Source organism: Streptomyces sp. NPDC051636 (assembly GCF_044453765.1).
GTDB lineage: Bacteria > Actinomycetota > Actinomycetes > Streptomycetales > Streptomycetaceae > Streptomyces.
This window is the reverse complement of the sequence record NZ_JBITDA010000007.1, coordinates 250,396-273,609: the sequence shown is the minus strand read 5'-3', so window position 1 is coordinate 273,609 and position 23,214 is coordinate 250,396. Positions and strand designations below refer to the sequence as shown.

Annotated in this window: 19 protein-coding genes and 1 pseudogene; 6 read left to right on the top strand and 14 right to left on the bottom strand. The window is 72.2% G+C overall.

From position 1 onward, the window contains the following. Nucleotides 1–440: 440 nt before the first annotated feature. The 3 genes and pseudogenes from ACIBBH_RS16240 to ACIBBH_RS16230 form a co-directional block, all read right to left on the bottom strand. Nucleotides 441–1,493, bottom strand: coding sequence for an alcohol dehydrogenase catalytic domain-containing protein (locus ACIBBH_RS16240; RefSeq protein ID WP_399404967.1), 1,053 nt, complete (start codon nucleotides 1,491–1,493; stop codon nucleotides 441–443). A 24-nt stretch (nucleotides 1,494–1,517) separates the two neighbouring features. Continuing rightward, nucleotides 1,518–1,897: pseudogene (locus ACIBBH_RS16235) on the bottom strand (hypothetical protein). A gap of 394 nt (nucleotides 1,898–2,291) precedes the next feature. Then, nucleotides 2,292–3,422, bottom strand: coding sequence for a saccharopine dehydrogenase NADP-binding domain-containing protein (locus ACIBBH_RS16230; protein ID WP_399404965.1), 1,131 nt, complete (start codon nucleotides 3,420–3,422; stop codon nucleotides 2,292–2,294). Nucleotides 3,423–3,463: 41 nt separating this feature from the next. Here ACIBBH_RS16230 and ACIBBH_RS16225 point away from each other — a divergent pair, with 41 nt between their 5' ends. Both ACIBBH_RS16225 and ACIBBH_RS16220 read left to right on the top strand, forming a co-directional pair. Beyond that, on the top strand, nucleotides 3,464–3,907 hold the full coding sequence (locus ACIBBH_RS16225) for a hypothetical protein (protein ID WP_399404963.1): 444 nt from the start codon (nucleotides 3,464–3,466) through the stop codon (nucleotides 3,905–3,907). Between the two features lie 127 nt (nucleotides 3,908–4,034). Beyond that, nucleotides 4,035–4,535, top strand: a complete 501-nt coding sequence (locus tag ACIBBH_RS16220; RefSeq protein WP_399404961.1) for a hypothetical protein — start codon at nucleotides 4,035–4,037, stop codon at nucleotides 4,533–4,535. A 41-nt stretch (nucleotides 4,536–4,576) separates the two neighbouring features. Here ACIBBH_RS16220 and ACIBBH_RS16215 read toward each other — a convergent pair whose 3' ends face one another. From ACIBBH_RS16215 to ACIBBH_RS16205, 3 genes are read right to left on the bottom strand one after another with little or no spacing between them, the layout of a single operon-like run. Further along, complete coding sequence (locus tag ACIBBH_RS16215) at nucleotides 4,577–6,745, bottom strand: bifunctional serine/threonine-protein kinase/ABC transporter substrate-binding protein (protein WP_399404959.1); 2,169 nt, start codon at nucleotides 6,743–6,745, stop codon at nucleotides 4,577–4,579. 10 nt (nucleotides 6,746–6,755) lie between these two features. Beyond that, nucleotides 6,756–9,008 (bottom strand): bifunctional serine/threonine-protein kinase/ABC transporter substrate-binding protein, encoded by a 2,253-nt coding sequence (locus ACIBBH_RS16210; RefSeq protein ID WP_399404957.1) that lies wholly within the window; start codon nucleotides 9,006–9,008, stop codon nucleotides 6,756–6,758. After that, complete coding sequence (locus ACIBBH_RS16205) at nucleotides 9,008–9,787, bottom strand: hypothetical protein (RefSeq protein ID WP_399404955.1); 780 nt, start codon at nucleotides 9,785–9,787, stop codon at nucleotides 9,008–9,010. Before ACIBBH_RS16205 ends, ACIBBH_RS16210 begins: the two co-directional genes overlap by 1 nt. A 288-nt stretch (nucleotides 9,788–10,075) precedes the next feature. On the opposite strand from ACIBBH_RS16205, the gene ACIBBH_RS16200 reads away from it, so the two are divergent. Continuing rightward, the gene (locus ACIBBH_RS16200; protein WP_399404953.1) at nucleotides 10,076–10,366 is read left to right on the top strand and encodes a hypothetical protein; all 291 of its coding nucleotides are present in this window, start codon (nucleotides 10,076–10,078) and stop codon (nucleotides 10,364–10,366) included. A gap of 14 nt (nucleotides 10,367–10,380) precedes the next feature. On the opposite strand, the gene ACIBBH_RS16195 is transcribed toward ACIBBH_RS16200, so the two are convergent. Then, complete coding sequence (locus tag ACIBBH_RS16195) at nucleotides 10,381–13,263, bottom strand: helix-turn-helix transcriptional regulator (RefSeq protein ID WP_399404951.1); 2,883 nt, start codon at nucleotides 13,261–13,263, stop codon at nucleotides 10,381–10,383. 251 nt (nucleotides 13,264–13,514) lie between these two features. Here ACIBBH_RS16195 and ACIBBH_RS16190 point away from each other — a divergent pair, with 251 nt between their 5' ends. Further along, nucleotides 13,515–14,174, top strand: a complete 660-nt coding sequence (locus tag ACIBBH_RS16190; RefSeq protein WP_399404949.1) for a TetR/AcrR family transcriptional regulator — start codon at nucleotides 13,515–13,517, stop codon at nucleotides 14,172–14,174. Between the two features lie 292 nt (nucleotides 14,175–14,466). On the opposite strand, the gene ACIBBH_RS16185 is transcribed toward ACIBBH_RS16190, so the two are convergent. The 5 genes from ACIBBH_RS16185 to ACIBBH_RS16165 form a co-directional block, all read right to left on the bottom strand. Next, on the bottom strand, nucleotides 14,467–16,089 hold the full coding sequence (locus ACIBBH_RS16185) for a carboxylesterase/lipase family protein (protein ID WP_399404947.1): 1,623 nt from the start codon (nucleotides 16,087–16,089) through the stop codon (nucleotides 14,467–14,469). 70 nt (nucleotides 16,090–16,159) lie between these two features. Then, nucleotides 16,160–17,407 (bottom strand): choice-of-anchor Q domain-containing protein, encoded by a 1,248-nt coding sequence (locus tag ACIBBH_RS16180; RefSeq protein WP_399404945.1) that lies wholly within the window; start codon nucleotides 17,405–17,407, stop codon nucleotides 16,160–16,162. Between the two features lie 941 nt (nucleotides 17,408–18,348). Next, the gene (locus ACIBBH_RS16175; RefSeq protein ID WP_399404943.1) at nucleotides 18,349–18,540 is read right to left on the bottom strand and encodes a hypothetical protein; all 192 of its coding nucleotides are present in this window, start codon (nucleotides 18,538–18,540) and stop codon (nucleotides 18,349–18,351) included. Then, complete coding sequence (locus ACIBBH_RS16170; RefSeq protein ID WP_399404941.1) at nucleotides 18,537–18,740, bottom strand: hypothetical protein; 204 nt, start codon at nucleotides 18,738–18,740, stop codon at nucleotides 18,537–18,539. The genes ACIBBH_RS16175 and ACIBBH_RS16170 overlap by 4 nt, the downstream gene beginning before the upstream one ends. 739 nt (nucleotides 18,741–19,479) lie before the next feature. Further along, entirely contained in the window at nucleotides 19,480–19,962 is a 483-nt protein-coding gene (locus ACIBBH_RS16165) for a TauD/TfdA family dioxygenase (protein WP_399404939.1), read from the bottom strand. A 305-nt stretch (nucleotides 19,963–20,267) separates the two neighbouring features. On the opposite strand from ACIBBH_RS16165, the gene ACIBBH_RS16160 reads away from it, so the two are divergent. After that, nucleotides 20,268–20,738 carry an SPW repeat protein gene (locus tag ACIBBH_RS16160; protein WP_399404937.1) on the top strand — a complete coding sequence of 157 codons (471 nt, stop codon included), beginning with the start codon at nucleotides 20,268–20,270 and terminating at the stop codon, nucleotides 20,736–20,738. 62 nt (nucleotides 20,739–20,800) lie between these two features. Here ACIBBH_RS16160 and ACIBBH_RS16155 read toward each other — a convergent pair whose 3' ends face one another. Together ACIBBH_RS16155 and ACIBBH_RS16150 are read right to left on the bottom strand one after the other, a co-directional pair. Continuing rightward, on the bottom strand, nucleotides 20,801–21,076 hold the full coding sequence (locus ACIBBH_RS16155) for a hypothetical protein (RefSeq protein WP_399404935.1): 276 nt from the start codon (nucleotides 21,074–21,076) through the stop codon (nucleotides 20,801–20,803). 84 nt (nucleotides 21,077–21,160) lie between these two features. Then, the gene (locus ACIBBH_RS16150; protein WP_399404933.1) at nucleotides 21,161–22,021 is read right to left on the bottom strand and encodes a UbiA family prenyltransferase; all 861 of its coding nucleotides are present in this window, start codon (nucleotides 22,019–22,021) and stop codon (nucleotides 21,161–21,163) included. Between the two features lie 37 nt (nucleotides 22,022–22,058). On the opposite strand from ACIBBH_RS16150, the gene ACIBBH_RS16145 reads away from it, so the two are divergent. Next, a complete protein-coding gene (locus ACIBBH_RS16145) occupies nucleotides 22,059–23,210 on the top strand; it encodes a type III polyketide synthase (protein WP_399404931.1) in 1,152 nt (383 codons plus the stop codon). Nucleotides 23,211–23,214: the final 4 nt, after the last annotated feature.

The window sequence follows — 23,214 nt, the reverse complement described above, 5'->3', positions numbered from 1 at the left end:
CGAGACGAGTGCCATCCGGGACGCGTAGTCCGGGGTGATTTGACGGCGCGGTGCTGACTCCCGTACTGGTTTGGTGCTGACTAAAGGCCCACGTCATCACCTGTTCCCCCCTCCCGCGTTCCGGCTTCGTCCTTGAAGCAGAGCCAGGCGTCCAGGTCCGCCACCGTCTTTTTGCGACGGGCCACTGCTCGCCCCTCCAGGCGGCGATCTTCTCCTCATCCCGCTCGGTGGCCGGACAGAATCGGTCATCGCAGTGCACCGTGAACCCGGGAGTCACGGTCATGCGAACGGCGGAGCGCCGAGCGATGCGCGCCGGCGCGGCCGGCGTCGACTTTCGCCTCCGCGACCTCATGATGCACGACATCCATGGCGTGTGATCAGGAAGGGGCGCCACCGAGTGCGTTCGGAGCGGCGGGGGGAGTCGGGCCTGCACAGGAGGGTCAGCGGGTGGGGTCGAGAAGGATCTTGCGGACGCCGTCGGAGCGGCCTGCGAACAGTTTGTACGCCGCCGGGCCTTCGGAGAGGGGGAAGCGGTGCGAGACCACGACCTCGGGGTTGATCCGGCCGGCACGGGCGAGGGCGATCAGGGGAGGTAGTTCGTAGTGCACCGAGCACAGCCCGATGGCGAACTCCAATTCCTTGACCTGCGCCATTCCCATGTGGAAGGGGAATGCCTTGCTCTGGCTGACCCCGACGACGCTGACCCGGCCGGCCTGTCGTACGGCCTTGAGGGCGAGCTCGATGGTGGCGTCCGAGCCCACGGCCTCCACCACGGCGTCCGGCCCGCGTCCGCCGGTCATGTCCCGTATGGCCGTCCGCGCGTCCTCGCCCTCGACCGGCTCGACACCCAGGGTGGCGGCGAAGGCGCGGCGCTCCGCGACCAGGTCCGCGCCCAGAACCCGCGCGGCGCCCATCGCGAAGGCGGACTGGGCGGCCATGAGGCCGACCGGGCCGAGGCCGATGACCAGGACGGTCTCACCGGGCCGGATGCGGGCACGGCGGCAGCCGTACCAGGCCGTGGGGGCGTTGTCCGTCAGGACGACTGCGGCCTCGTCGGAGATGCCCTCGGGCAAGTGCACCAGATTGACGTCGGCGTAGGGCACCGCCAGGGACTGGGCCTGGCTGCCCGGGAGCTGCGGGCTCACTCCGTAGCAGAGCTCCGTGCTGGACGTGGCGCGCTCGCACCGCGCGGTGAACCCGGCCGCGCACGACCGGCAGTGGGCACATCCGACGGAGGCGGGCACGAGAACCCGGTCGCCGGGCCTGAAGCGGGTGACCTGGCCGCCCGTGTCGACGACCACTCCGACGCACTCGTGCCCCGGTGTGTAGCCCAGTTCCGGGCTGAACGGGTTGCCGCGGTAGATGTGCAGATCGCTGCCGCAGATGCCGGCCGCGGTCACCTGCACCACCGCGTCGGTGGGGCTGGTGACGGCCGGGTCGGGGACATCCCCATAGCGGATGTCGTGACGGCCGTGGTAGGTCAGTGCCTTCACCGGATATCTCTCTACTCAGCCCGGTCAGTCCGGGATCTTCAAAACCATCGGCAAGGGGGCCGCCGGGTCCACCTTGGTCACGCCGCGCCTGTCCGGTACCCCGCGCTCGTGCGCGCCGAACGAGCCCGGCACTTGGTTGTCGACCGCGAACCCGGACCGCCGGGAGGCGATCACCCTTCCCACCGCGCCGGCGCGCATCACTTCGCCGATCCTCACCGGCGGTAGGACCTGCCCGAGTTCATCCAGCCGCGCATCTCCGGGCCGATCGACAGACAGAGCACCTGCACCACGAATTCCCCGTCGTCGGGCTGCCCGGTCGGCTCCTCGAGGTGTCTCCGGTCGGTGGGCCGCGGCTCTCCCACGGGACGTGCGGCCAGGCGCACCTGGCGGTTGTCTCTGTTCATCCCCGGCGGCTCCTTCGACGGTCGCGTTGGATCGACGATCGGCACGCCCGGCAGACTGTCGTGTCGTGTAGCGACGCTCCTGCGGCGCATACCGTCCAGTTGGTACGGACGGTGAGCGTACGGGTGCCGTGCCGTCGGAGACAAGAGGGGCCCGGTGAGAGGTATGGCTCATGTGCGCGGTCGGTCCAGACGCGCCCGGTATCCCAAGTCGCGCCTGACGCGCCAGGGGAGCGGATCACAGGCCGGTGCTGCACTCGCGCACCGCCGAAGATCTCCGCGTATCCGAGGGCTACGTATATCGGATCTTGGAGCGCTTGCCGGCGACGATTGCCGATCGACTGGACAGCGGAAGCACCACGCATACGGACACGGGAAGTGGCGGCCTGACGGCTCGTCATTCCTCCCAAGGACGCCAGCCGTCCTCGTCGTCGCTCCGCCACAGGCCGATCCCGCGGTCGCGCAGGGCCGCACGCAGCTCGTGCGGTGCCAGCCAGGAGTGGAGCGGGACGAGGCCGGTGGTGAGGAGCCGGCCCGCCAGCAGGTGGCCGACGGCGATGCCGGCGAGCAGTGACGGAATGCGACCGCCGTCCTGCCGGGCCGTCATGCCCAGCCGGCGGGTGACCGGCCGCCCGCCGTGCTCCCCGCTCACGGCGACCGTGAAGCCGCCTGCCTCGTCGCCGACCCGGCCGACGAGCCACGACACCGCGCGCACCAGCGGGGTCCAGTGCCGGGTGGCACGGGGCCGCCCGGTACGGGCCCGCAGCGCGGCGAAGAGACCCAAAGCCCGGTTGACGGCGGTGAATTCGGTACCGGCCTTGAAAGCGATCGTGCCGGCGCCGCACAGTTCGGCCAGGACGTCAAGGTCGGCCATCTCGTACACCTGGTGGACCAGCCGTCTGCCGACCGGCGGCGGGAACACTGTCCACTCGGGCTCGGACCAGCCGTGCACCACGGTGGGTACGCCCCCGCGAGGAGCGGTGAACGGGAGCCCGGCGCCGTGCATCATCGCCTCGAACATCGCCGGACCGCGGTGCCGCCGGGTGTCGGGAGCGGCACAGCACAGGACGCCGTCGACACGGTCCATGCCGTGTGCGAGGTCGTGGACGATCAGTGCCTGGAGGCCCGGTACGACGGACGCCCCGGTGAGGACGGGAGCCGTCGCCGAGCGGGCCAGCATCGCCGCCGCGTGCAGAAAGGCGCGGTCCTCGCAGATGTCGATGTACGGGACTCCGGCGGTTACGGCTGCCCGCAGCGGCCCGAGCGGGTGGGTGCCGGCGCCGTCCATGGCCTGGAACGGGCCCGCGCAGTGCACGACCGCGACCGCGTCACCCAGGAGGTCGCCCAGCCGCTCCGGGTCGTCGCGGTCGCCGGCGACCCAGCGGACCCGGTCGGACCCGAGGGGAGGATGCGGCGGTCTCCGGGAGACGACGGTGACGCGGACGTCGGGCCGGCGCAGCAGATCGGCGACGACGTACCGGCCGTAGAAGCCGCTGCCCCCGACCACGACGATGTTCGATTCCCCCATGCGGTGGCATGCTACCGGCACGTGGACACGACAATAAGGCCGTGTTCACATCACGTGAGACTTCTCCCGTTCCCCGTGAGCGGCTGCACCGACGGGTCTTCGCGGCGGCCGGCGTCTACAACATCGTCTGGGGCTGCTACGCGGCCGTCGACCCGCAATGGCTGTTCCGCGTCGCCGACATGCCCCCGCAGAACCACCCCCAGATCTTCATGACGCTGGGCATGGTGCTCGGCCTGTACGGGCTGCTCTATCTGGACGTGGCCCTCCGCCCCGCCGAGGGCTTCGCCATCGCGGCGGTCGGCCTGGCCGGCAAGGTCCTCGGACCGCTCGGCTGGCTGTGGCCGGCTCTCACCGGCGAGTGGCCCCTGGCCTCCGGCGTCATCCTCGTCACCAACGATCTGATCTGGTGGATCCCCTTCGCGCTGTACCTCCACGACTGCCTGCCGCAGTGGCGGGCCCGGTACCTGGTCGCAGGGCGGCGGTAGTGCCTTCGCCGGCAGTACTTCCCCGTGGCGTCACAGGGTTGTTCCGGATGGTGCGATCCGGGCGGTACGTCGCCACGGCGGCCTGACAATCGAGGGTGTACCGGACCAGGGGGAAGGGGCGGGAGCCGTGGCGGCAGAGGTGTCGGGGAACTTCGAGTACAGGATCACGCACATCGTCAGCCAGGAGGCCGGTCACCATGACACGCGGACGATCGCCCTCACCAACGAAGACGCGGGCCGTCTGGAGCGTTTCGAGCAATGCAGGAACGAGACCCACGCGACGTGCGACCACTGCGGCGCTCGACTCCTGGTGGCCCTCCCGTCGTTCGCCGAAGTGCGCAGTGAGCGCCGCTGGCACGGGTTGTTGTGGAAGGTGTGCGCCCTGGCGACGGTCCTCAGCGGCTACGGTTTCCTCCACGTGACCCGCACCGCCACGGGCGCGGGATACGGGCCTGGCATCGCCTTCGCCGTGACCGTGGCCGCGACGCTGTTCTTCGGGTACCGCACGTTGATCAGCGGATTGCTCTCGCGCAGCAACGGAGGGCCTGACGTCACTCGCGTCGACTGCCGGGAACCCGGAAGCGTACGGCACAGCTGGACCTACGTGCAGGCAGCCGAGGATGCGTGACGCGGTCGGGCGGTCCGGTCGGCTCCCGTCCCCGCACCGGCTCAAGCCGTGGCATCCTCGTACTGGCCGAGAAAGCGGAAGCGGCCGCCCGACGCCTGGAAGAGGTACAGCGCCTTCATGGTGTACCTCCTGCTCGACGACGTGTAGCTCAGCCGCTTGGTGATCCCCCGGTAGTCCGTCTCGCGCAGCCGCCCCACGATCGCGCCCCGTTCCGCCCGGGAGCTGCCCAGCGTCGTCATCGCCCGGGCCACGAAGAGCGTCGCGTCGTAGGCCTCCGCGGAATACCAGGGCGGGGCGGCGCCGAAGCGTTCGCGGTAGGCGGTGACGAAGGACTTCGCGGCCGTCACACGGGTCGGATCGAGGAAGGCGGTGGCGAAGACCCACCCCTCGCCGGCGTCGCCCGCCGAGGTGAGAAAGCGTGGATCGAGGGCGCGTTGGGTGGCCAGCCGCGCCCCGGAGTAGCCGGCGGCGCGCAGCGCACGCGCCAGTTGCGCCGCGCGTGCGTGTCCTCCGGCGAACAGCACCGCGTCCGCGTCCGCAGCGGTCACCGACTGGGCGAGGGCACGGAAGGCGTCGGCCCCGTCGTCCCTGGCGGCGAGGGTGCGCCGGGTCGTGGTGGACTGTCCCGATCCGACCGCCTCGGCGACGCCCGCACAGATCTGCCAGCTGAAGTCGCCCTCGGCCGCGTCGTCGATCAGCACCGTACGGCGTGCCCGGACGGTGCGGACCAGGTAGGCGACCAGCGGTGCGGCCAGGTTGCGGTCGGGGGGCCGGGTGGCCGCGTACGTCGGGTACGTGAGGGCGGACACCTCGTCGAGCCCGACCGAGACGGAGACCATGGGGAGCAGCGCATGGTGATACTCCTTGAGGACGGCCTTGGCGCAGGCGTCGGTGGTCGGCCCGATCACGGCGCGGACCCGGTCGTCGGCCGCCAGCTGCCGCGCGACCTGTCGCGCCCGGGTCGTGCTGCCCTCGTCGTCGTGCACCTGGAGGGCGACGTCGAAGCCGCGTCCGGCACGGGAGTTGACGTGGTCGACGGCCAGCCGGACACCGTTCCTCTGCGCCAGTCCGGACGCCTTCTGATCTCCCGTCAGATCGGCGTGCAGGGCGACCACCAGCCGCGGCAGCCGTGTGCCGGCACCTCGCGTCGAGGAGCGGCCGGGTCGATCCGCCGTCCACCAGGCCGCCGTGGCACCCGCCGCCACGACTCCGGCGGCCGAGCCCAGCACCAGGAAACGGCGTCGTGTGGCGCCCTTCGGCGTTCCCTGCGCGGCCGGCACCGTGGCGACGTCTGCCGGAGCGCCGGACACCTGCGTCGACTCAACCGCTGGCAGCGCGAGCGCGGCGGCCGAACGTCGCGCGATCAGCCCGGTGAGCGACTCCGGCAACCAGCCCCCGGCCTCGCTCCCACCATCCAGAGCCTCCCGCACCTCGGTCACGGTGGGGCGGGCGACGGGCTCCTTCCCCAGGCAGTCCCGCAGCAGCGGCAGCAACGGCGCCGGTACGCCCTCCAGGTCCGGTTCGTCGTGGACGGTACGCACCAGCACCTCGGCCGCGGAGCCCCGGCCGAAGGGGCGTTCGCCCGTCACCGCGAACGCCAGCAGACAGCCGAGCGAGAAGACGTCGCTGGCCGGTCCGATCTCCCGGCCCCGCCCCTGGGCCTGTTCGGGGGAGAGGAACCCGGGGGAGCCGACCACCATCCCGCTGGCAGTGAGCGCGGTGTCCTCCGGCATGCGGGCGATGCCGAAGTCGATCATCCGCGGCCCGTCGACCGCGAGCAGCACATTGCCCGGCTTGACGTCCCGGTGCACCAGACCCGCCGCGTGCACGGCCGCCAGCGCCTCCGCGAGGCGGGCCCCCAGGAACCGCACCGAGCCGTACGGCAGCGGCCCGCGCTCCTCGATCGCCTCCGCCAGTGAGGGGCCCGGCACGAACGCCGTGGCGAGCCAAGGGGACTCCGCGTCCGGGTCCGCGTCGAGCAGCGGTACGACCCAGGGGCTCGCGACCCGGCCCGCCGTCTCCACCTCACGGCGGAAACGGGCCCGGAAGCCCGGGTCGTCCGCGTGTGCGGCGCGGATGACCTTCACCGCGGCCAGCGCGCCTCCGCCGGAACGCGCCAGGTACACCACGCCCATGCCGCCCGCGCCCAGCCGGCGCAGCAGCCGGTAGCCCGCGATCCTGGCCGGGGCGGCGCCGCGCAACGGCTCCATCAGCGCCCCATCAGGTCGACACCCGGAACGACGCCGCACCCTGGTACCGGAACCGGCCGGTGTCGGCCTTCCACAGGTAGACCCCGCGCCCGTCGACGACCAGGGCCCCGGTCTTCTTGTCGAAGGCGAAGTTCTTCGTGATCCCCTTGTACGAGGTCGCCCGCAGCGCCGTCGTGAGCCTCTCCCGGGTGACGCGCCCGGCGGCCGGCGAGCTCAGACTGCGCACCGTCAACCGGGCGACGTCGTACGCCTCGGCGGCATACCGTTCCGGCTCGGCGCCGAAACGCTTGCGGTACGCGGCCGCGAACGCCTTGGCCTCGGGTGCCACGGAGGCGTCCATGACGGGGGCGACGATCACCCAGCCGTCGGCCGCGTCCCCGGCGGCGGACAGGAACCGGGGGTCGAGCACCCCCTGGGCGGCGGCCCGTGCGCCCGGGAAGCCACGGTTCTTCAGTTCCCGGGCCAGCAGCGCGGCCCGGTCGTGGTAGCCGGCGAAGACCACGGAGTCCGCGCCGCCGTCGAGCAGGGCGTCGAGGGTCGGCCCGAAGTCCGTCCGCAACGCGCTGACCACCTTCGGGACGGCCGGCTGCCGGGCGTCCCGAAGCACCCGGCTGAGTGAACTGCTGATCTCCCAGGCGTACGCGTCCGCCGCCCGGTCGTCGACGATGCCGACCGTGCGCGACTTCGCGGTGCCGCGCAGATAGGCGCTGAGGTAGAACGGCAGGATCGTGTCCGGCACGCGGGCGTGGAGGAAGGACCGGCTGCCCGTCACCAACAGCACCGTGGCGCCGGGCGACACCGCGATCAGGGGAAGCGAGGCGGCGTCGTACGTGGCCAGCGCGGCCAGGGCGGTGTCGTCCGTGGTGGGGCCGATCACGGCCAGCACGTTACGGTCGGCGACGAGTTGCTTGGCCACGGCGGGCGCCCTGGCCGGATCGCCACCGTCGTCCACGGCCCGCGCGGCGAGCGTGAAGGGCCTGTCCTCACGGGAGTTGAACTCGTCGACGGCGAGCCGCAGGCCCCGCTCCTGAGCCCGGCCCACCGCTTGGTGGTCACCGCTCAGATCGGCGTGCAGGCCGATGGTGTGCACGGGCCCGCTCGCCGTCGGGGCGCCGGTGGAGCCGTTTCCCTTGCCGTCACCAAAGAGCGCGGCCCAGGCGGCCACACCGCCGCCGGCTGCGACGGCCACCGCGCCACCGGTCAGGGCGAGGAAACGGCGCCTGCCGACGGCACGGCTCGATGGCTGTCCGGCAGTGTCGTCCTCCGTGGTGGTGTCGGCGGACACGGAGTCGACCTCGGTCTCGTCGATGGCGGGCAGCCCTAGCCCGGCGGCCGACCGTTCGGCGATCAGCCGGATCAACGGCTCGGGCAACCAGGCCTGGGCGCCGGGTTCCTGCCCCTCGGGCGCCGGCCGGGGTCCCGCCCGCAGGGCCTCCCGTGGGTCGGGAGGGGCAGCAGGCGTGGTGGCCGTGAGGACCTCCGACAACCCCTCGGCGGTGGGCCGCAGTTGCGGGTCCTTCTCCAGGCAGCCGCGTACCACCTCGGCGAGCTCCTGCGGAACCCCTTCCAGGTCCGGGGCGTCATGCACCGTGCGGTACAGCAGCGCGTCGAGTGAGCCGGTACCGAAGGGAGGGCGGCCGGTGGCCGCGTGGGCCAGCACGCAGCCCAGCGAGAAGACGTCGCCGGCCGGACCCAGCTCGCGCCCGCCCCCGGCTTGTTCCGGTGCCAGGAAGCCGGGCGTGCCGACCACGACACCGGTCGACGTGAGCGCGGTGTCCTGCGGATCGCGGGCCACACCGAAGTCGATCAGCCGTGGTCCGTCGAGCGCCAGCAGCACATTGCCCGGCTTGACGTCCCGGTGCACGAGACCGACCCCGTGGAGGTCCCGCAGCGCCTGGGCGAGCCGCGCCCCCAGCACGCGCAGGCTCCGCACGGGCAACGGTCCGTGCGCCGCGACGGCCTCACCGAGCGAGGGTCCCGGCACGAAGTCCGTGGCCAGCCAGGGCTGCGGCGCCTCCGGGTCGGCGTCGACCAGGGACGCCACCCAAGGGCTCGTCATCCGGCGGGCCGTCTCCGCCTCCCGCCGGAACCGCTCCCGGAAGCCGGCGTCCTCGGCGTACTCGGCCTGGATCACCTTCAGCGCGACCAGTGAACCGCCGGCCGAGCGGGCCAGGTACACCACGCCCATCCCGCCCGCACCGAGCCGTCCGAGCAGCCGATGGCCCGCCAGCCTGGACGGATCCGAACTACGCAGCGGCTCCATTACTTCTCCTTCAAGCGCTGCTGAACGCGCCCCAGCATCCGGCCCAGGGCGGTGGCACCCAGTTGTTGGAGTTCGTGCTCGGTGTGCCCCTTCCCGCCCGTCACGGAGACGGCCACGACGACCTTGCCCAGCCGGGCGACCATCCACTCGTACGGTTGGGCGGCGCCGCCCTTCTCGACGTACTGACCGGCCTCCAGGACGGAGTCGTCGGCGTAGTCCTGCTCGCGGGTGCCGAAGGGGGTGCCGAGCGAGTTCAGACCCGTGATCCGCTCGTCGGCCCGCGGCTGTTGCTCCGGGCAGCGCAGGACTTCCTCCAGAGTGGTGCTCAGCTGCTCGTCGGCGCCGAGGACCGAAGAGTGCGCGGTGGCCGCGGCCGTCACCTTGACGGCACCCTTGCCGCCGCCTGCCGGCAGCAGGCTGTACCGGGACAAGCCGGCCAGTACCCCCCGAGGGGCTTTTTCGCGCGCCCAGCGGCAGCTGTCGTCCAGCACGGCCCAGGTGCCCGGGGTGCTCTCGGCCGGGTCCTGCGCGACGAAACCCCGGCCCCAGTCGCCCGGAGCGAACACCACCGAGTCCACCAGGCGTTGCCCGTCCCTCGAGGTCCTCGGGACGAGGCCGGCGTCCGGCGTGAAGACGGGAGTGGCGGTCGAGCCGCCCGACGGGGACACCGCAGCTCCGGGTGAGGCGGTGTGCGCGGACGACCCGGTCCGCCGGGGTCCGCCGTTCGCCCCCTGTGCCGAACACCCGGCCAGCAGACTGCCCGCCACCACGAGCGTCATCCAACTTCCCTGCACACCTCGGGTGTTGCCTTTCACGCAGTCCCCTCTGCACCCGCTCGAGTCGTCCGACTGCCGAACGTAGACGGCCGTGAGGGGAGCGGCCTCAGTGGAAACACGTAAACCCCTACGTGTTCTGCCACGTCCCCGGTGTCCGGCCCGAAGGCGGGGGTGGAGTGCGTGGTTTCACGGATGTGCCCGCGCACGCGGCCCCGGCACACTGACGTGGGGTGCGAGCCGGCGGCGGGCAGGGGCCCCCGCCGGACCGCACACGACGAAAGGTGAGCATCCGTGAAGCCGATGACCGGTGAAGAGGTGCGAGGAACCCTCTGGCCCGCGTCCTTCCCGGGCGCGTCCCGCGCCAGGGTCCCGGCGCACGCACTGGCCGTTCTGGTGGTCGTGACCGCCGTGTGCGGGGCGTTCATGCGGTTCTACTGGGCTGACGACCCGCAGGTCAGCGATCAGTACCGTGCTGCCGCACTGGGGCAGAGCATGCCATGGATGCTGGTGCCGGTCGCGGTCGCCGTCGTGGTGATCCTGGCGCCGCAGCTTCGGGCGGCCGAGACCTGCGCCCACAACTGATCACCGGGCCTGGCTCATGAGCCTGCTCCCAGCCCGACGCGGGTCATGAGTCCGGCCAGGGCCGCGCGGGACGGCACTGACGCCTTCCGGTAGATGGAGGACAGGTGGGTTTCGACGGTGCGTCGGCTGAGGTGGAGCCGAGCGGCGATGCCCTGGTTGCTCAGCCCCTGCGCCACCAGCTCCGCCACCTCCAGCTCACGGGCCGTCAGCTCCGCGAGCTGCGCCGGAACCGTCGGCGTCTTTGCCATCACCTGGGGGCGGATCAGTTCGGCGAGGTCCACCAGCAGGCGTGCGCCGCCGCCGACGGCGATCCGGTGGGCCCGGCGCCACATCGCGGCGGCGCGCGCTCCCTGCCCCGTGCGCTGCACCAAGGGCGCCGCCCGCAGCAGGGAGTACGCCTCCCACAGGGATTGGCCGCAGCGGACGTATTCCTGTGCCGCCGCGTCGAGGAGCCGTACGGCCCTGCCGGTTTCGCCGTGGTGCTCGGCCAGCGTGGCCTGGGCGCGCAGGGCGGCCGCGCGCTGACCGTCGAGGCCGAGCCGGTCGGCCTCGCGCGTCGCCTGGGCGACCCAGCGGCCGGCCGCGTCGACGTCGCCTGCGGCGAGAGCCGCGGCCGCGAGGGTGTCGAGCTGGCCCGGGCGGATCGAGGGTTGCAGCAGGGGCAGTTCAGGGCCGCCGCCTGCCGTCGTGATGGCCTCCTGTGCGCGGTGAGGGTCACCGCTCACGTACATCGCGTGCCCGAGCATGCACCAGGCCAGGGACGACCACCAGCCCCTGCTCCGGCCCGCCGCGGCGGTGGCCTCCTCACCGGTGGACAGGGCGCTGCCGTCCCCCAGCGGACGCACCAGCAACAGCACCAGCGCCTTGATGGCCAGGGTGAAGCCCAGAAGGTCCTCGCTGCCCGCGGCCCGGGCGATGAACTCCGCCTCCTCGGCGGCCTCCAGCGCGGACGGCAGACGGCATGTGGTGAGATGGACGAAGGCCCTGCTCGTCAGCAGGTGCGGCAGGACGTGGAGCTGTCCGGTGCGGCGGGCGATGCGGAGCCCTCGGGCGACGTGCCGCTCGGCGTCGCCGTAGCGTTCCAGCAGGGTTTCCGCCCAGGCCAGCCAGACCAGCGCCTCGCACAGATCCGCGAGACCGGGATCGGTCAGCGCGTCCGCGAGTGAACCTGCGGCGTCGGTGAAACGGGCCGCCGCCTCCGTCTCCCCCTCGTACGCCTCGCCCAGGGCTGCCAGGGCCAACGCCGCCGCCTCACCGGTGGGGTCGTCGTCGGCACGCGCGACGACGACGGCCTGCGCGACGTCCTCGCGTGCATCCGGATAGGACGCGGTCAGCAGGGCGGACATGCCGAGGGCCAGCCGCAGGGAGACCGCCTGGGCGGGGGACGGGCCCGGAGCGCGGGACAGCTCCCGGCGCAGCAGCGCGGTGGCCTCGGGGGAGTGGCCGAGGTGCCGCTCCATCACGGCGCACAGGGCGACGGCCTGCGTACGCAGTTCGGGATGGTCCTTGCCGGACGTCTCGATCAGGGTGTGCAGCAGGTCCCGGCTCTCCTGGAGGCTCCCGCTGACACCGAGCGCGCGGGCACGTGCCAGGACCAGTTCGCCGCGTTGCCTGAAGCGGTCGGGACTGTCCGGCATATGGGTGAGGACGACATCCAGCAGATGGGCGGCCGTGGCCGGCGCGGTCGAGGCGAACTGTGCGGCGGCCTCGATGAGCACCTCCGCGGCCTGGGGGTCCCAGCCGGTCAGCGACCGTTCGACGTGGCGGGCCCGCTCGGTGACGGGAGCTCCGCCACGGGCCAGTTCGCGCGCGGCACGGCGGTGGACCTCGGCGCGCCGCCCGAGCGCGGTTCCCTCGTAGACCAGGGCCCGGATCAGGGGATGGCGCAGCGCCCACCGGCCGCCCGGCCCGGCGCGCAGCAGATCCCGCACCACCAGGGCACCGGTCTCGTTCTCGACGTCCTGGGGGGACAGCCCGGTCGCCACGGTCAGCATGCCGGGCGTCGCGTGGTCGCCGAGCGCCGCCACCGCCTCGACAAGCCGGCGCTGCGGCCCGGTGAGCGTGGCCAACTCGTCGAGCAGCAGTGCCGCAAGTCCACCGGGCAGGCCCGCCGGGTCCATGGCGTCGCCGTGTGCGTCGGGCGTGAGGCCGTGCGGTGACACCCCTGTGCGGTACGCGTGTACCAGGGCGAACAGGTACAAGGGGTTGCCCTCGCTGGCGGCGTGCAGCTGTCTGGCCCGGTCTTCGGGCACGTCGGGAGCCAGCGCCAGGACGGATTCCTGCTCGGAGAGCGGCTCCAGGGCGAGCTGGAGCACGGTTCCGCCGGCTGCGCCCCGCGTCAGCGCCGCGGTCAGGGACGTCGGCGTCTGCCGGCCCCGCCGGGCAACCGCCAGGAGGACGCGTCCGCGCGCAGGGTGCCGGATCAGGTGGTCCACGAGCTCGCGTGAGGCGGGATCCGCCCAGTGCAGGTCGTCCAGTGCCAGCACCAGACCCTGCTCACCCAGGTGCGTCAGGAACGCGGCGATCGCACGATGCAGCTCGAACCGGGCGGCGGCACCTTCGGGGGAACCGTCGCCCGGCACCCTCCGGATGTCGTGCAGCACCGAGCGTATTTCGGTGAGGGCGGGGCCGGCGTCCCGAGTGCCGGGGTCGGTGTCGGCGAACGCGTCGGTGAACAGCTGGTAGGGGACGTATTGTTCGTACTCCGTGGCCCGGCCGCGCAGTACGGTGAACCCGGCCCTGCCGGCGCGCGCGCACAGTTCGTCGAGCAACCTGCTTTTGCCGATGCCGGGTTCACCGACGATGTCGACGACCTCCGGCAGGCCGGACCGGCCCAGGCCTGCCAACAGGCTGTCCAGCCGCGCGAGTTCCGACAATCTGCCCACCAGTCCTGCCACGCTCTCGTCCCCCCCGGCCGGTGACCTGCTCACCCGCGTCGATCTTCGTTCCCCACAGCTCATTTTAAGGGGCCGCACAGCCGGCACCCGGGTGCTTGGGGACAGGTGCGTCGCAGGGCGGAGCGAGAAGGGTACGCCGAGAGCTGTCGACCCTGACGAAAACATGCTGCAGCCGCCGGACGCGGCCGGATGCAATGCCGAGAAGCGGTGCGAGGCTGAGCGCACACCAGCTTCTCGCCTGGAGTCGGTGTATGACGGAGGCATCGGCCCAGGACCGCGGCGCGCGGTCCCGTGACGCGATTCTCGACACCGCCGGCGAACTGATGTCGCGGTACGGCTACGCCGCCACGTCGATTTCCATGATCTCCGCCGAGTGCGGCCTGCCGGCCAGCTCCATCTACTGGCACTTCGGCAGCAAGGACGGGATCTACGTCGCGGTGCTGGAGCGCGCCAGGACCGCGCTGCTGGCAGCCCTGCCCCCGGCCGAGGTGGCGGGCGCCGACCTCGCGCAGCGCCTGGACGCCTTCCTCGCGGAGGTCGAGGACGCTTTCCGGCGCCACCCGCACGGTCTGAAACTGCTGCTGGGGCTGGGCATGGTCCAGGAGGACGCCAGCGCGGCGGCCGTGGCCGAGGTGCACCACTACCGCGACGCGCTGGTGGCCTGGGCTCAGGATGCGCTGAGCGCCGTCTTCGGGCTGAGTGACCGCCCCGAGGTGGCGGACGAACTGGCGCGCTTCACACTCAGGATGGCGAGTGGCACCGCAGTCGCCCGCTGGTTCGAACCGGGCGCCGTCCTGGAGACCGGGCCGTTGCACGTCGCCTTGCTGGCGCTCGCGGCTCACCACGACGTTCTGGTGCGCGCTACCTCGGGCGAGGGCGCCCTGCCGCATGACGTCACGGACCGGGAATGACGACTGGGTGTGCCGCCCCGGGATCGGGCGGTTCACAGGCGCGTTCGACCCTCAGCGGGCCGGAACCTCAGGTTCACAGTGTGGGCGACGCCTGGACGATCTGGAACAGGTCGATGTTCGTGCTCACCACAACGGTCTCGAAGCCCTCCGGCACCATACGGACCGTGCCGTCGTCCCCTTCACGGCAAGGACATCAGGTCGGCCGCACGGCCATGGATCTTGACCGCGGGGCCATTCGCGCAGGCAGCCGATTCCAGGGCGGGGGCTCGTTGCGGCCGCAGGTGCGTCGACGTCATCGCACGGCTCCCCGGGAAGTGGGGGAGGGGAGCCAGAACGCGCAGTGGTGGTCGGTCGCGAAGCCGGTGGTGGATGTGACCCGGTCCGGCGCCAGCACCTGGATGCGGTCCCCTTCGGCCGTGTAGCGAGGCCAGGCGGGGACACGGGAGCCGTTGGGGTCGCCGGTGGCCACGAACCGTGCCCAGTAGGCGGTCATCGTGGCGGACAGCCGCCGCCGGGCGGGCGTCAGGTGCAGGGAGTCCATGGGAAAGAGATAGGCCAGTTCGGAGGCGTGGAATGCGCCCTGCGGCGTGTGCGGTGCCGGGATGAACGGTGGTGCCTGGGGGTCGTTGAACTCGTAGGCGTAGACGGGCGCCCGGGTGCCGTACAGCCGGCTGTCGGCCCGTGCCGGGCAGGCGAACCGCTGGTCGGTGTTGACGGCGGAATAGGCCAGGTTCGGGGAGGGATACGCCGAGGCCGGATACGTGTGCAGGACTGCCGCTGCGCGGCCGCCGTTCTGGACCCCGACAAGGGCGGCGTAAGAGGCCGTGGACAGGGGGCCGCCGCCGAGCAGATCCAGGTACAGCGCCGTGAAGTACCGGTACTCGTCATGGGTGTTGCCGCTCAGTGCCGGGACGGCGTTCACTCGTCCCTCGGCCCATGCCCTGCGCGGAGCACGCGGGAGGACACGTGTCCCGGTGTTCGGGCCCCACAAGGAGGCTGTCCCGGTCCCGGCGGCGCGAAGGAGCTCGGTGGTGGTCACGGCGCGCAGGCAGGTCGCCGCGGTCGTCGGGTCCGCGCAGCCGACCGAGGCCGCGAAGTCGCTGCCTCCCCGCTCGGCGGCGCCGAGCGTGAGCGGTGTCAGACCGCCGTCCGAGGCGCAGCTCCCGCTCTGCTGAATCGCCCGCTGGAACAGGCCTTCGGCGGTCGGGGAGGCGATCTGGGCGCAGGTGTCCACCGATCCGGCGGACTGGCCGCCCAGGGTCACTCGGTTGTGGTCGCCCCCGAAGGCGCCGATGTTGTGCCGAACCCAGCGCAGCGCGGCCTGCTGATCCATCAAGCCGTAGTCGCCGGAGGCGTGGTCCTCGCTCTCCGCCGACAGGGCGGGGTGGGCGAGGAACCCCAGGGCTCCCAGGCGGTAGTTGACGGTCGCCACGATCACGCCGCGCGCGGTCAGCAGCGAACCGTCGTAGTCGCTGCCGGCGCCGTAGGCGTTGCTGCCGCCGTGCAGCCACACCAGCACCGGCAGGGGCCGGCCGCCGGTGCGGGCGGGTGTCCACACATTGAGGTACAGGCAGTCCTCCGTCGTGCTGCCGGTGTGGTTGGACTCGCCGGGCAGGACGGGGCCGCCGTCGGGGAGCAGCGTCAGCGGCAGTTGGGGGCAGGGCCGGGCGGGTACGGTGGCGTCCCGCACGCCGGGCCATCGCTCGGCCGGCTGTGGGGGGCGCCAGCGCAGTTCGCCCGTCGGCGGGGCGGCGAAGGGGATGCCCTGGAAGACCCGGCCGCCGTCGCGCTGGGCGGCGCCACGCACCCAGCCGTGGTCGGTGTGCACGACCAGGGAGTCGTGAGCGGCATTGGCCCGGGCCGTGGGCGGGGGAACGGCGAGGGAGGACAGCAGCAGGGCCAGAATCGCGATCATGGTGCGGGCCAGGGTGTTGCACAGTTCGGCGATCTCATCGCATCTCCTGATGCCGGTACGAGCGGTGTCGTCATGGCGTGTGCTCGTAGGCGCCGATGTCGCAGGCGGCGCCCTGGGGGCGGGCGACACCGCGCTGATCGGTGGCCGGGCAGTCGGCCGCCGCGTCCATGGCGGGGCTTCCCGGCAGCAGCGCGGCGGTGTCCGTGGGACCGCCGTTGTCGGCGAGCGGGCCGATCAGCGGCGCACGGCTGGGCAGGTCGCCCGCGGCGGTGAGTCGGCAACTGCCGTCACCGTCGATGTTGTGGCCCTCCGAGGCGATGGTGGCGAAGGCCTTCTTGCAGTTGGCGGCCTTGCCGTCGACCGTGTTGCCGGCGACGACGGAGTTGCGCAACGTCAGTCGCCCCAGCGGCAGATCGACGACGTCGGGGATCGGGGCGGGCAGGCTGTCGAGGTAGGCGGGGGCGATGTTGATTCCGCCTCCGCCGTCGCTCGAGCTATTTCCGAAGATAGTCGAGTTGAGGATCTCCACGGGTCCCAGGCCACGGATGTCGATCCCGCCGCCGTAGCCGGCGAGGCTGCCGGGGCGGTCGCCCGGGTCCGTCACGCGGTTGTCGGCGACCGTCGAGTTGGTCACGGTGCCGGTGTCGTCGAACCTGATGCCCCCGGCCTCTCCCGCGACGTTCCCGCTGACGGTGCTGTCGATCAGATCCAGGTGCGAACCGGGGATGTTGAAGATGCCACCGCCGTAGCCCGCGGAGTTCCCGGTCACGGCGACCCGGCGCAGCGTCATGCGGTGTCCGTTGGCGATGCCGCCACCACCGGTGTCGGTGATGGGCAGTTCGCGCTCCTTGGCCACACCTCCAGTGATGGTCAGATCGGAAAGCCGGGTGTCCGCCTGCATGCGGAAAGCGCGGTCCAGGTGACTGGCGTCGATGACGGTGGTCCGTGCGCCGGAGCCGCGGATCGTGGTGGGCGCGGTGACGTTCAGGTCACCCGTGGTCGGGTCGGGGTGGTCTCCGATGATCAGGCGGGGATCGGGTGGGATGGTCAGCTGGTAGCTGCCCGGAGGCAGTGTGATGGTGCTGCCCTGGCGGGCGTTGGCGGCCATCACCGCGGCGCGCAGGCCGCAGGCGCCCGACGCGGTGCGGCAGAGGCCGTCCGACGGGTCGGCATCGACCGCGTCGGACGTGGTGTCCACAGTGAACTCCGTCGGTCCGACGGCTGCGGGTGTCGCGGCAGCCCGGGCTGTGGGTGCGGCGAGTGCTACGGCCGTGGTGAGGACGACGACGAGTGCCGCCGGGCTGGTTCGGACGTTCATCAGTGCACTCCTCTCGGCGAGAAGGGGAGGACTCGGCTGATGCGGGGACTTCCTGCTGGTTGAGATGCGGCTCGTGTGAGAAACGCGGCCGGGCGCCTTCGGGTGTGGCGCTCGAGCGGCGAGGCGGGCCGGAGCAGGGACTGGTGGGCTGCGAACGGCGTGTGAACCGTCCATGCTCTGTAGGGAGCGTTCCATTCACTGACTTCCGTGTCTACTGAGCGGCAGGGGAATGACCGGATAGAGACGGCATCTTGTAGGGAGTGGAAGCGGCTGCGCAGGGTGAGGGCCCGTCGGTGGGTCTCTGGGGGAAGGCTGTCGCCGGCCTCGATCAGGTGGGCGAAGAACGCGGCGACCAGGTCGACCAGGACCGTGCGCAGCCGGGGCCGGTCGGCAGGCTGGAACGCGGCGGTGTCCGCGGTCAGCCGGGTGAGGAACCCCGCCGGGAGGACACCCATTGCCTCCCGGCCCGACGCCGGCGCTCCGACGATCCGGCCGGCCATGTCGCGCGGCAGCGGCAGCAGGGCCTTGGGAAGACGGCTGGGGTTCCATCAACTGGCTCGCCCCGAGACCGAGTTGAGGTCAGGAGCAGGTTCCGGGGCGGTGCCGTTCTCGTTCGGGTTCGTCATCGGGTTCCGGGCCTCGTCAAGCGGATGCGGTGCTGGATGGCGGCGGCCAGCTCTACGACGTCGGCTGGTCGTGCGAGGACGCGGACGGGCCCATTGGGCTCGTGCTGGACAGGCCACTGGCCGGTTGGCGTGAGGACTGCGGCGTACAGGAGCCGTCGGCGGACCAGGACTTCCGCCCAGGCGCCGGCCTCGGCGACTGTGGGCGTTGACGAGCGAGCGGTACGGGGGATCAAGGGGTTCTCCTAGACGGGCGGTGGCCCGGCCCACAGCCGGGCCACCCGAAGCCGATCTGGGCTTCGGGCTGCCGCTTTGCGATCAGCCGCACTCGGGGCAGCGCCCGACGTGGCCGCTGAGCGCCCTGGCCATCCGTGCCTTCGTCGACGCGGCGGTCGTGGCGCTGGACTTCGCTGCCGGCTTGCCGGCATGCCGCTCGGAGTGGGCACTCAGGTAGCCGATCTCCCGCTCGTACTCATTACGGAGGGCCGCGAACTGCTTGCAGGTCTTCATCGGGTGGTGCTCCTTACTGTCGTGATGCTTTCCTCGCTCCGCAGTCGCTGGAGGACGAGGCCGAGTCGCTCGTTGCGGCCGCCTGTCAGGCCCTCGCGCCGGATGATCTCCCTTAGCTGGACCCGGGTGATGGCCTCGTTGCCGTCCCGTGCGAGCAAGGCGCGGACGTGGGGGCGGACCTGCTGGACGAACTGGTCCACGGACTGCTCCAGCTCGTGCGATGGGCGCTGCGTCTGCGGGCTGCGCGACCGGCCACCCCGCCTGCCTTTGCTCTTGGGCTTCCTGGTCGGCTTTCGCCGAAGAGGGACTTTGTGTCCCCGGTCCCCGGTGGGGTCGGTTCCCGTGTCGGTGTCAATTGGTCCCCGGTCCCCGGTGGGGTCGGTCCCCGTGTCGGTGTCGGTCAGTCCCCGGTCCCCGGTCGGATCGGTCCCCGACTCAGCGCCGCTCGGTCCCCGGTCCCCGGCGGTTTGAGCAGGCACTTCGTGCACCTGTTGGCCGGTCCCCTCGTTGCTGTCGAGGGACCTGTCGGTCCCCGGCTCAGACGCTTCCGTCCCAGCTTGTGTGCTCGCGGTCCCCGCCTCACGGTCCCCGGATGTGGGGACCGTGCTGCTGCCGGGTGCCGGGTCGGTCTCGGGGACTGACCCCCTCTCCTGCGCGGTCCGGTCCCCGGCCGGGTTGGCGTGGGGGCGGGGACCGTCGCTGGGGACCGCGGCCTCCGGCGGGCTCGCTGAGCGCAGGCTTTCTCCGGGGCGAAGGCGGCCTCGAAGACATGCGGAGTTGTCGGCAATGTCGCAACAGTCAATCTTGGTGGGGCTGTGAGGGCAGTCATCCGGTTCTCCCGGGGCTTGGTGAGGAGAAAGCACCTCGTTCTGAGCCGTCGTCGTGCTCACAGATCGGGGGTCCGCTTGGCGCGGCGGCAGAACAGGCGGGGTGTCCACGTCAGCAGGTGGCATCGCGGGTTGTCGGAGGGCGGGCACTGAACGCGTCCCGAGCGAAACCCGGCGGCATGGGAACGCGGGGCTCCCCCAAGGCACGCAGGCAGAGGCGATGGCCTGTGAACCGGGTACGGGCGTGGAGCCAGCGGTGGTTGTCCAGCAGGTAACCCTGGCCCGGTTCGAGGCGGAAGCGAAGCTGGCAGCCTGCGATGGCCCGGCGCAGTGCGGGCAGGTGCGGAGGGACGAGCGGACTCCACCGCGCGAGGCCATCTTGACGCAGCCGGACCGGAATACGGCCGTCGACATGGACCGTGAACACCTGGCTGGGGTATCCGGCACCAGCACCGAAGTAGGCGGTTCTGGCCTTGGCGAGCAAGATGGCTGCTTCTCGGGCCTCCGTGACCAGGCTCGCCAGGACGTCACGTCCGTCGGCCAGCAGCACTTCGCCGCCTTCTGCCGCAGGCCGCAGGCAGAACAGGACGCGCACGTCACGAGCACATATGGCGGGACACCATAGTTCGGGAGTGGGGTGTGCGTGTGGCCCCCATGCCGCGCGATGTGGGAACTACGGCGGCGACCTGGTCGAGATCGCCCCTGCGGCGAATGCCTGCCTGGTCGGCTGCGGCTCGGCAGCCGAGGGCTTGGCAGCTGAGGGCTCGGCCCGCCAGGCACACCGAGCCCTCCGGCCGCCCGTACCCCGAACGGCGCTGGCCCGGGACCGTGGCCGTCCGGTGGGTACTCGGGCATGCGCCGGGACACACGGACCGCGCACCGCTGAACCAGGAGGCGATCATGACCGACCGGACCCATACGACGATGGAGTCGCACCCGGACATCCTGGAGATGCGGGAGCGCCACACCCGGGCCGAGCGAGCCGTGACGACCCAGCAGGGACAGGCCGTCGAGGCCCTGGCTCTCGTCGCCGGCCTGTACCTGGCCGCATCCCCCTGGATCGCGGGCTTCAACGGCTTCACGACCCTGGCCGTGAACAACCTGATCACCGGAGTCGCCTACGCGCTGCTCCTGAGTGGCTTCGGGCAAGCCTACGAGCGCACCCACGCCCGCGCGTGGGCTGCCGCCATGATCGGCGTCTGGACCATCATCGCGCCGTGGGTGGTGGCCGGGAACGTGGACACCACACGCACCATCGTCAGCAACATCGTCGTCGGCGTCGTCGCCCTGCTGCTCGCGCTCGCGGCCGGCTCGGCGGCGCGTGGCACCGACAGGGGCGGCCGGGGCCGCTCGGCCCGGATGGCTCGCTGACGCGGCGCTGCGAGCCGGCCAGGCTCTCGACGTGACGGCGACCGCGTGCCCTGCGGTGGCCGTCACGGCCTGCGGATGCAGCAGCACGACCACTCCGTGAGTGAGCCGATCATGACGTGGGTCGACGGCCCGCCCGGGAACCCCCGGTGAGCGGCGCGGCGGGTCGCGGCCAGGGCGGTGCCCGGGGTGAGTCCGGGAGCGCTGTGCGCGTAGATGGCGATCTCGAGGCTCTCCTCCTGCCGGAGGGGCAGGGAGCCCGTCCCCGTCGGCTCGGCGAACGCGAGCCACGAGCACAACCGGCCCAGCAGCGAACGCGCCGCTGACCGGCCGCTCGTCACGGCAGGACGGACAGCCAGGCACCGGTGCACAATCCGGCACGAGTCACCGAACGCCACGCCCGTGACGCGCTCGGTCTCGGCGGTTCAGCAGATGTCCGAGCCGCGTAGCAGGAGCTCTGCCACCGCCAGGCCGGCCACCACGATCGCCACGCGGAACGGCCACCGGCTTCCGGCCTCCGACGGCACAGCCGTGCCCGCGACGGCGACGATGCCGGCCGTCGCCGCGAGTACCCGGTCCGAGATCCCCATCGCCCCGGGCGGCCCTGCGACGACCACGCCCAGGGCCGTCAGCATCACGAACGGGGCCAGCCACCGGCAGGCGGGACGGCCCAGCCGCTGGGGCAGTCCGTGCACGCCGGTCGCTAGATCGTTCTCGATGTCGGGAAGGACGTTCACCAGGTGTGCCCCCATGCCCAGGAGCGCCCCCGCTGTGACCGCCCACCAGGCCGGCCAGGACGGTGACGCCAGACCGAGGGTGACGAAGGCCGGCAGTGAGCCGAAGCCCGCGGCATAGGGCAGCGGTGAGAGCACCGTGTGCTTCAACCGCAGGTTGTAGGCCCAGCCGGCGGCCACGCCCCCGAGGTGGGCCGCTCCCGCGGCGACGCCGCTCAGCAGTGACAGCGGCACGCACAGTCCCAGGGCGGTCGCCGCCGCGACGGCCGCCGCCCGGCGCGGGAGTTCGCCGCAGGCCACCGGTTTGTCGTCGCGCCCGCAGGTCATGTCGCGCTGCGCGTCGGTCGCGTCGTTGCACCAGCCCACCGAGAGCTGACCGGCCAGCACGGCCGTGGCCACCGCCGCCGACCCCGCCACCCCGCGGCCCGCCGCCACGGCGAGGGCGGTCACGAACACCGTCACGGCGACCGCCGGCTCCGGATGGCAGGCGCGCAGCAGCACCGGGACACGGTGTGTCGTACGCGAGAGAACCCCAGACGGGTGGAGAGACACGTACGCAAGGTAATCGGGAGTCGCGGGTGAGGAAGGCATGAGCGACATGCGTGTCCCCGTGATCGTCGAGCATGCCCCTTTCCCGCCCACCGCGGCGCGCCGCACGGCCGTGCCAGCCGCGGCGACCGCGATCGCCGCCGTGCACACCGCGCTGCCGCCTCACCGTTACGCCCAGGAGGACCTCACCGAACCGATCGGCGACCTGTGCCTGCCCCCGGGGGCGGACCGTGCCCTGCTGCGCCGCCTGCACGCGTCCGCCGGGGTGCGCACGCGTCACCTCGCCCTGCCGATCGAGCGGTACGCCGGTCTCGGCGACTTCGGGCAGAGCAACGACGCGTGGCTGGCGGCGGGCCTGGAACTGGGCGCGGAAGCCCTCACCCACGCGCTGAAACAGGCCGGGCTCGGGCCGGCCGACGTCGACCTGCTGGTGTGCGCCTCCATCACCGGAGTCGCCGCCCCGTCGCTCGACGCCCGGCTGGCCGGGCGCATCGGGCTGCGGCCCGACGTCAAAAGGCTTCCGGTGTTCGGCCTGGGCTGCGTGGCGGGCGCCGCCGGCCTCGCCCGGGTGCACGACTACCTGCGCGGGCACCCCGGCGACACCGCGGTGCTGCTCACCGTCGAACTGTGCTCGCTGACGCTCCAGCAGCGCGACGACTCGCGCGCCAACCTCGTCGCCGGCGCACTGTTCGGCGACGGCGCGGCCGCGCTCGTCGCACGCGGCAGCGACGGCGGCAGCGCCGCGCCCGAGGCGGCCGGGCCCTCGGTGGTCGCCACACGCAGCCGCCTGTATCCGGACACCGAACGGCTCCTGGGCTGGGACATCGGCGCCGGAGGATTCCGCGTCGTCATCGACGCCGGTGTTCCCGGCATCGTGCGCGGCCACTTCGGCCGGCACCTGCGTGCCTTCCTGGCCGAGCACGGCCTCACCACCGGCGACATCGGGACCTGGGTGTGCCATCCGGGAGGCCCCAAGGTCCTCTCCGCCGTGAGCGACACCCTCGGCCTGCCCGGCGATGCCCTGGACTCCGCGCGGCGCTCCCTCGCCACGGTGGGGAACATGTCCTCCGTCTCCGTACTGCACATCCTGCAGAGCATCCGGGAATCCCGCCGGCCGGAGCCGGGCACGTGGGGACTGCTTCTGGCGATGGGCCCGGGATTCTGTTCCGAACTCGTCCTGCTGCGGTGGTGAGTGG

Bases quoted from the DNA above. Each gene is read 5' to 3' on its own strand.
- ACIBBH_RS16230 (WP_399404965.1), bottom strand. From the start codon at position 3,422: ATGGGGGAATCGAACATCGTCGTGGTCGGGGGCAGCGGCTTCTACGGC.
- ACIBBH_RS16215 (WP_399404959.1), bottom strand. From the start codon at position 6,745: ATGGAGCCGTTGCGCGGCGCCGCCCCGGCCAGGATCGCGGGCTACCGG.
- ACIBBH_RS16210 (WP_399404957.1), bottom strand. From the start codon at position 9,008: ATGGAGCCGCTGCGTAGTTCGGATCCGTCCAGGCTGGCGGGCCATCGG.
- ACIBBH_RS16205 (WP_399404955.1), bottom strand. From the start codon at position 9,787: ATGACGCTCGTGGTGGCGGGCAGTCTGCTGGCCGGGTGTTCGGCACAG.
- ACIBBH_RS16190 (WP_399404949.1), top strand. From the start codon at position 13,515: ATGACGGAGGCATCGGCCCAGGACCGCGGCGCGCGGTCCCGTGACGCG.
- ACIBBH_RS16185 (WP_399404947.1), bottom strand. From the start codon at position 16,089: ATGATCGCGATTCTGGCCCTGCTGCTGTCCTCCCTCGCCGTTCCCCCG.
- ACIBBH_RS16180 (WP_399404945.1), bottom strand. From the start codon at position 17,407: ATGAACGTCCGAACCAGCCCGGCGGCACTCGTCGTCGTCCTCACCACG.
- ACIBBH_RS16175 (WP_399404943.1), bottom strand. From the start codon at position 18,540: ATGAAGACCTGCAAGCAGTTCGCGGCCCTCCGTAATGAGTACGAGCGG.
- ACIBBH_RS16160 (WP_399404937.1), top strand. From the start codon at position 20,268: ATGACCGACCGGACCCATACGACGATGGAGTCGCACCCGGACATCCTG.
- ACIBBH_RS16145 (WP_399404931.1), top strand. From the start codon at position 22,059: ATGAGCGACATGCGTGTCCCCGTGATCGTCGAGCATGCCCCTTTCCCG.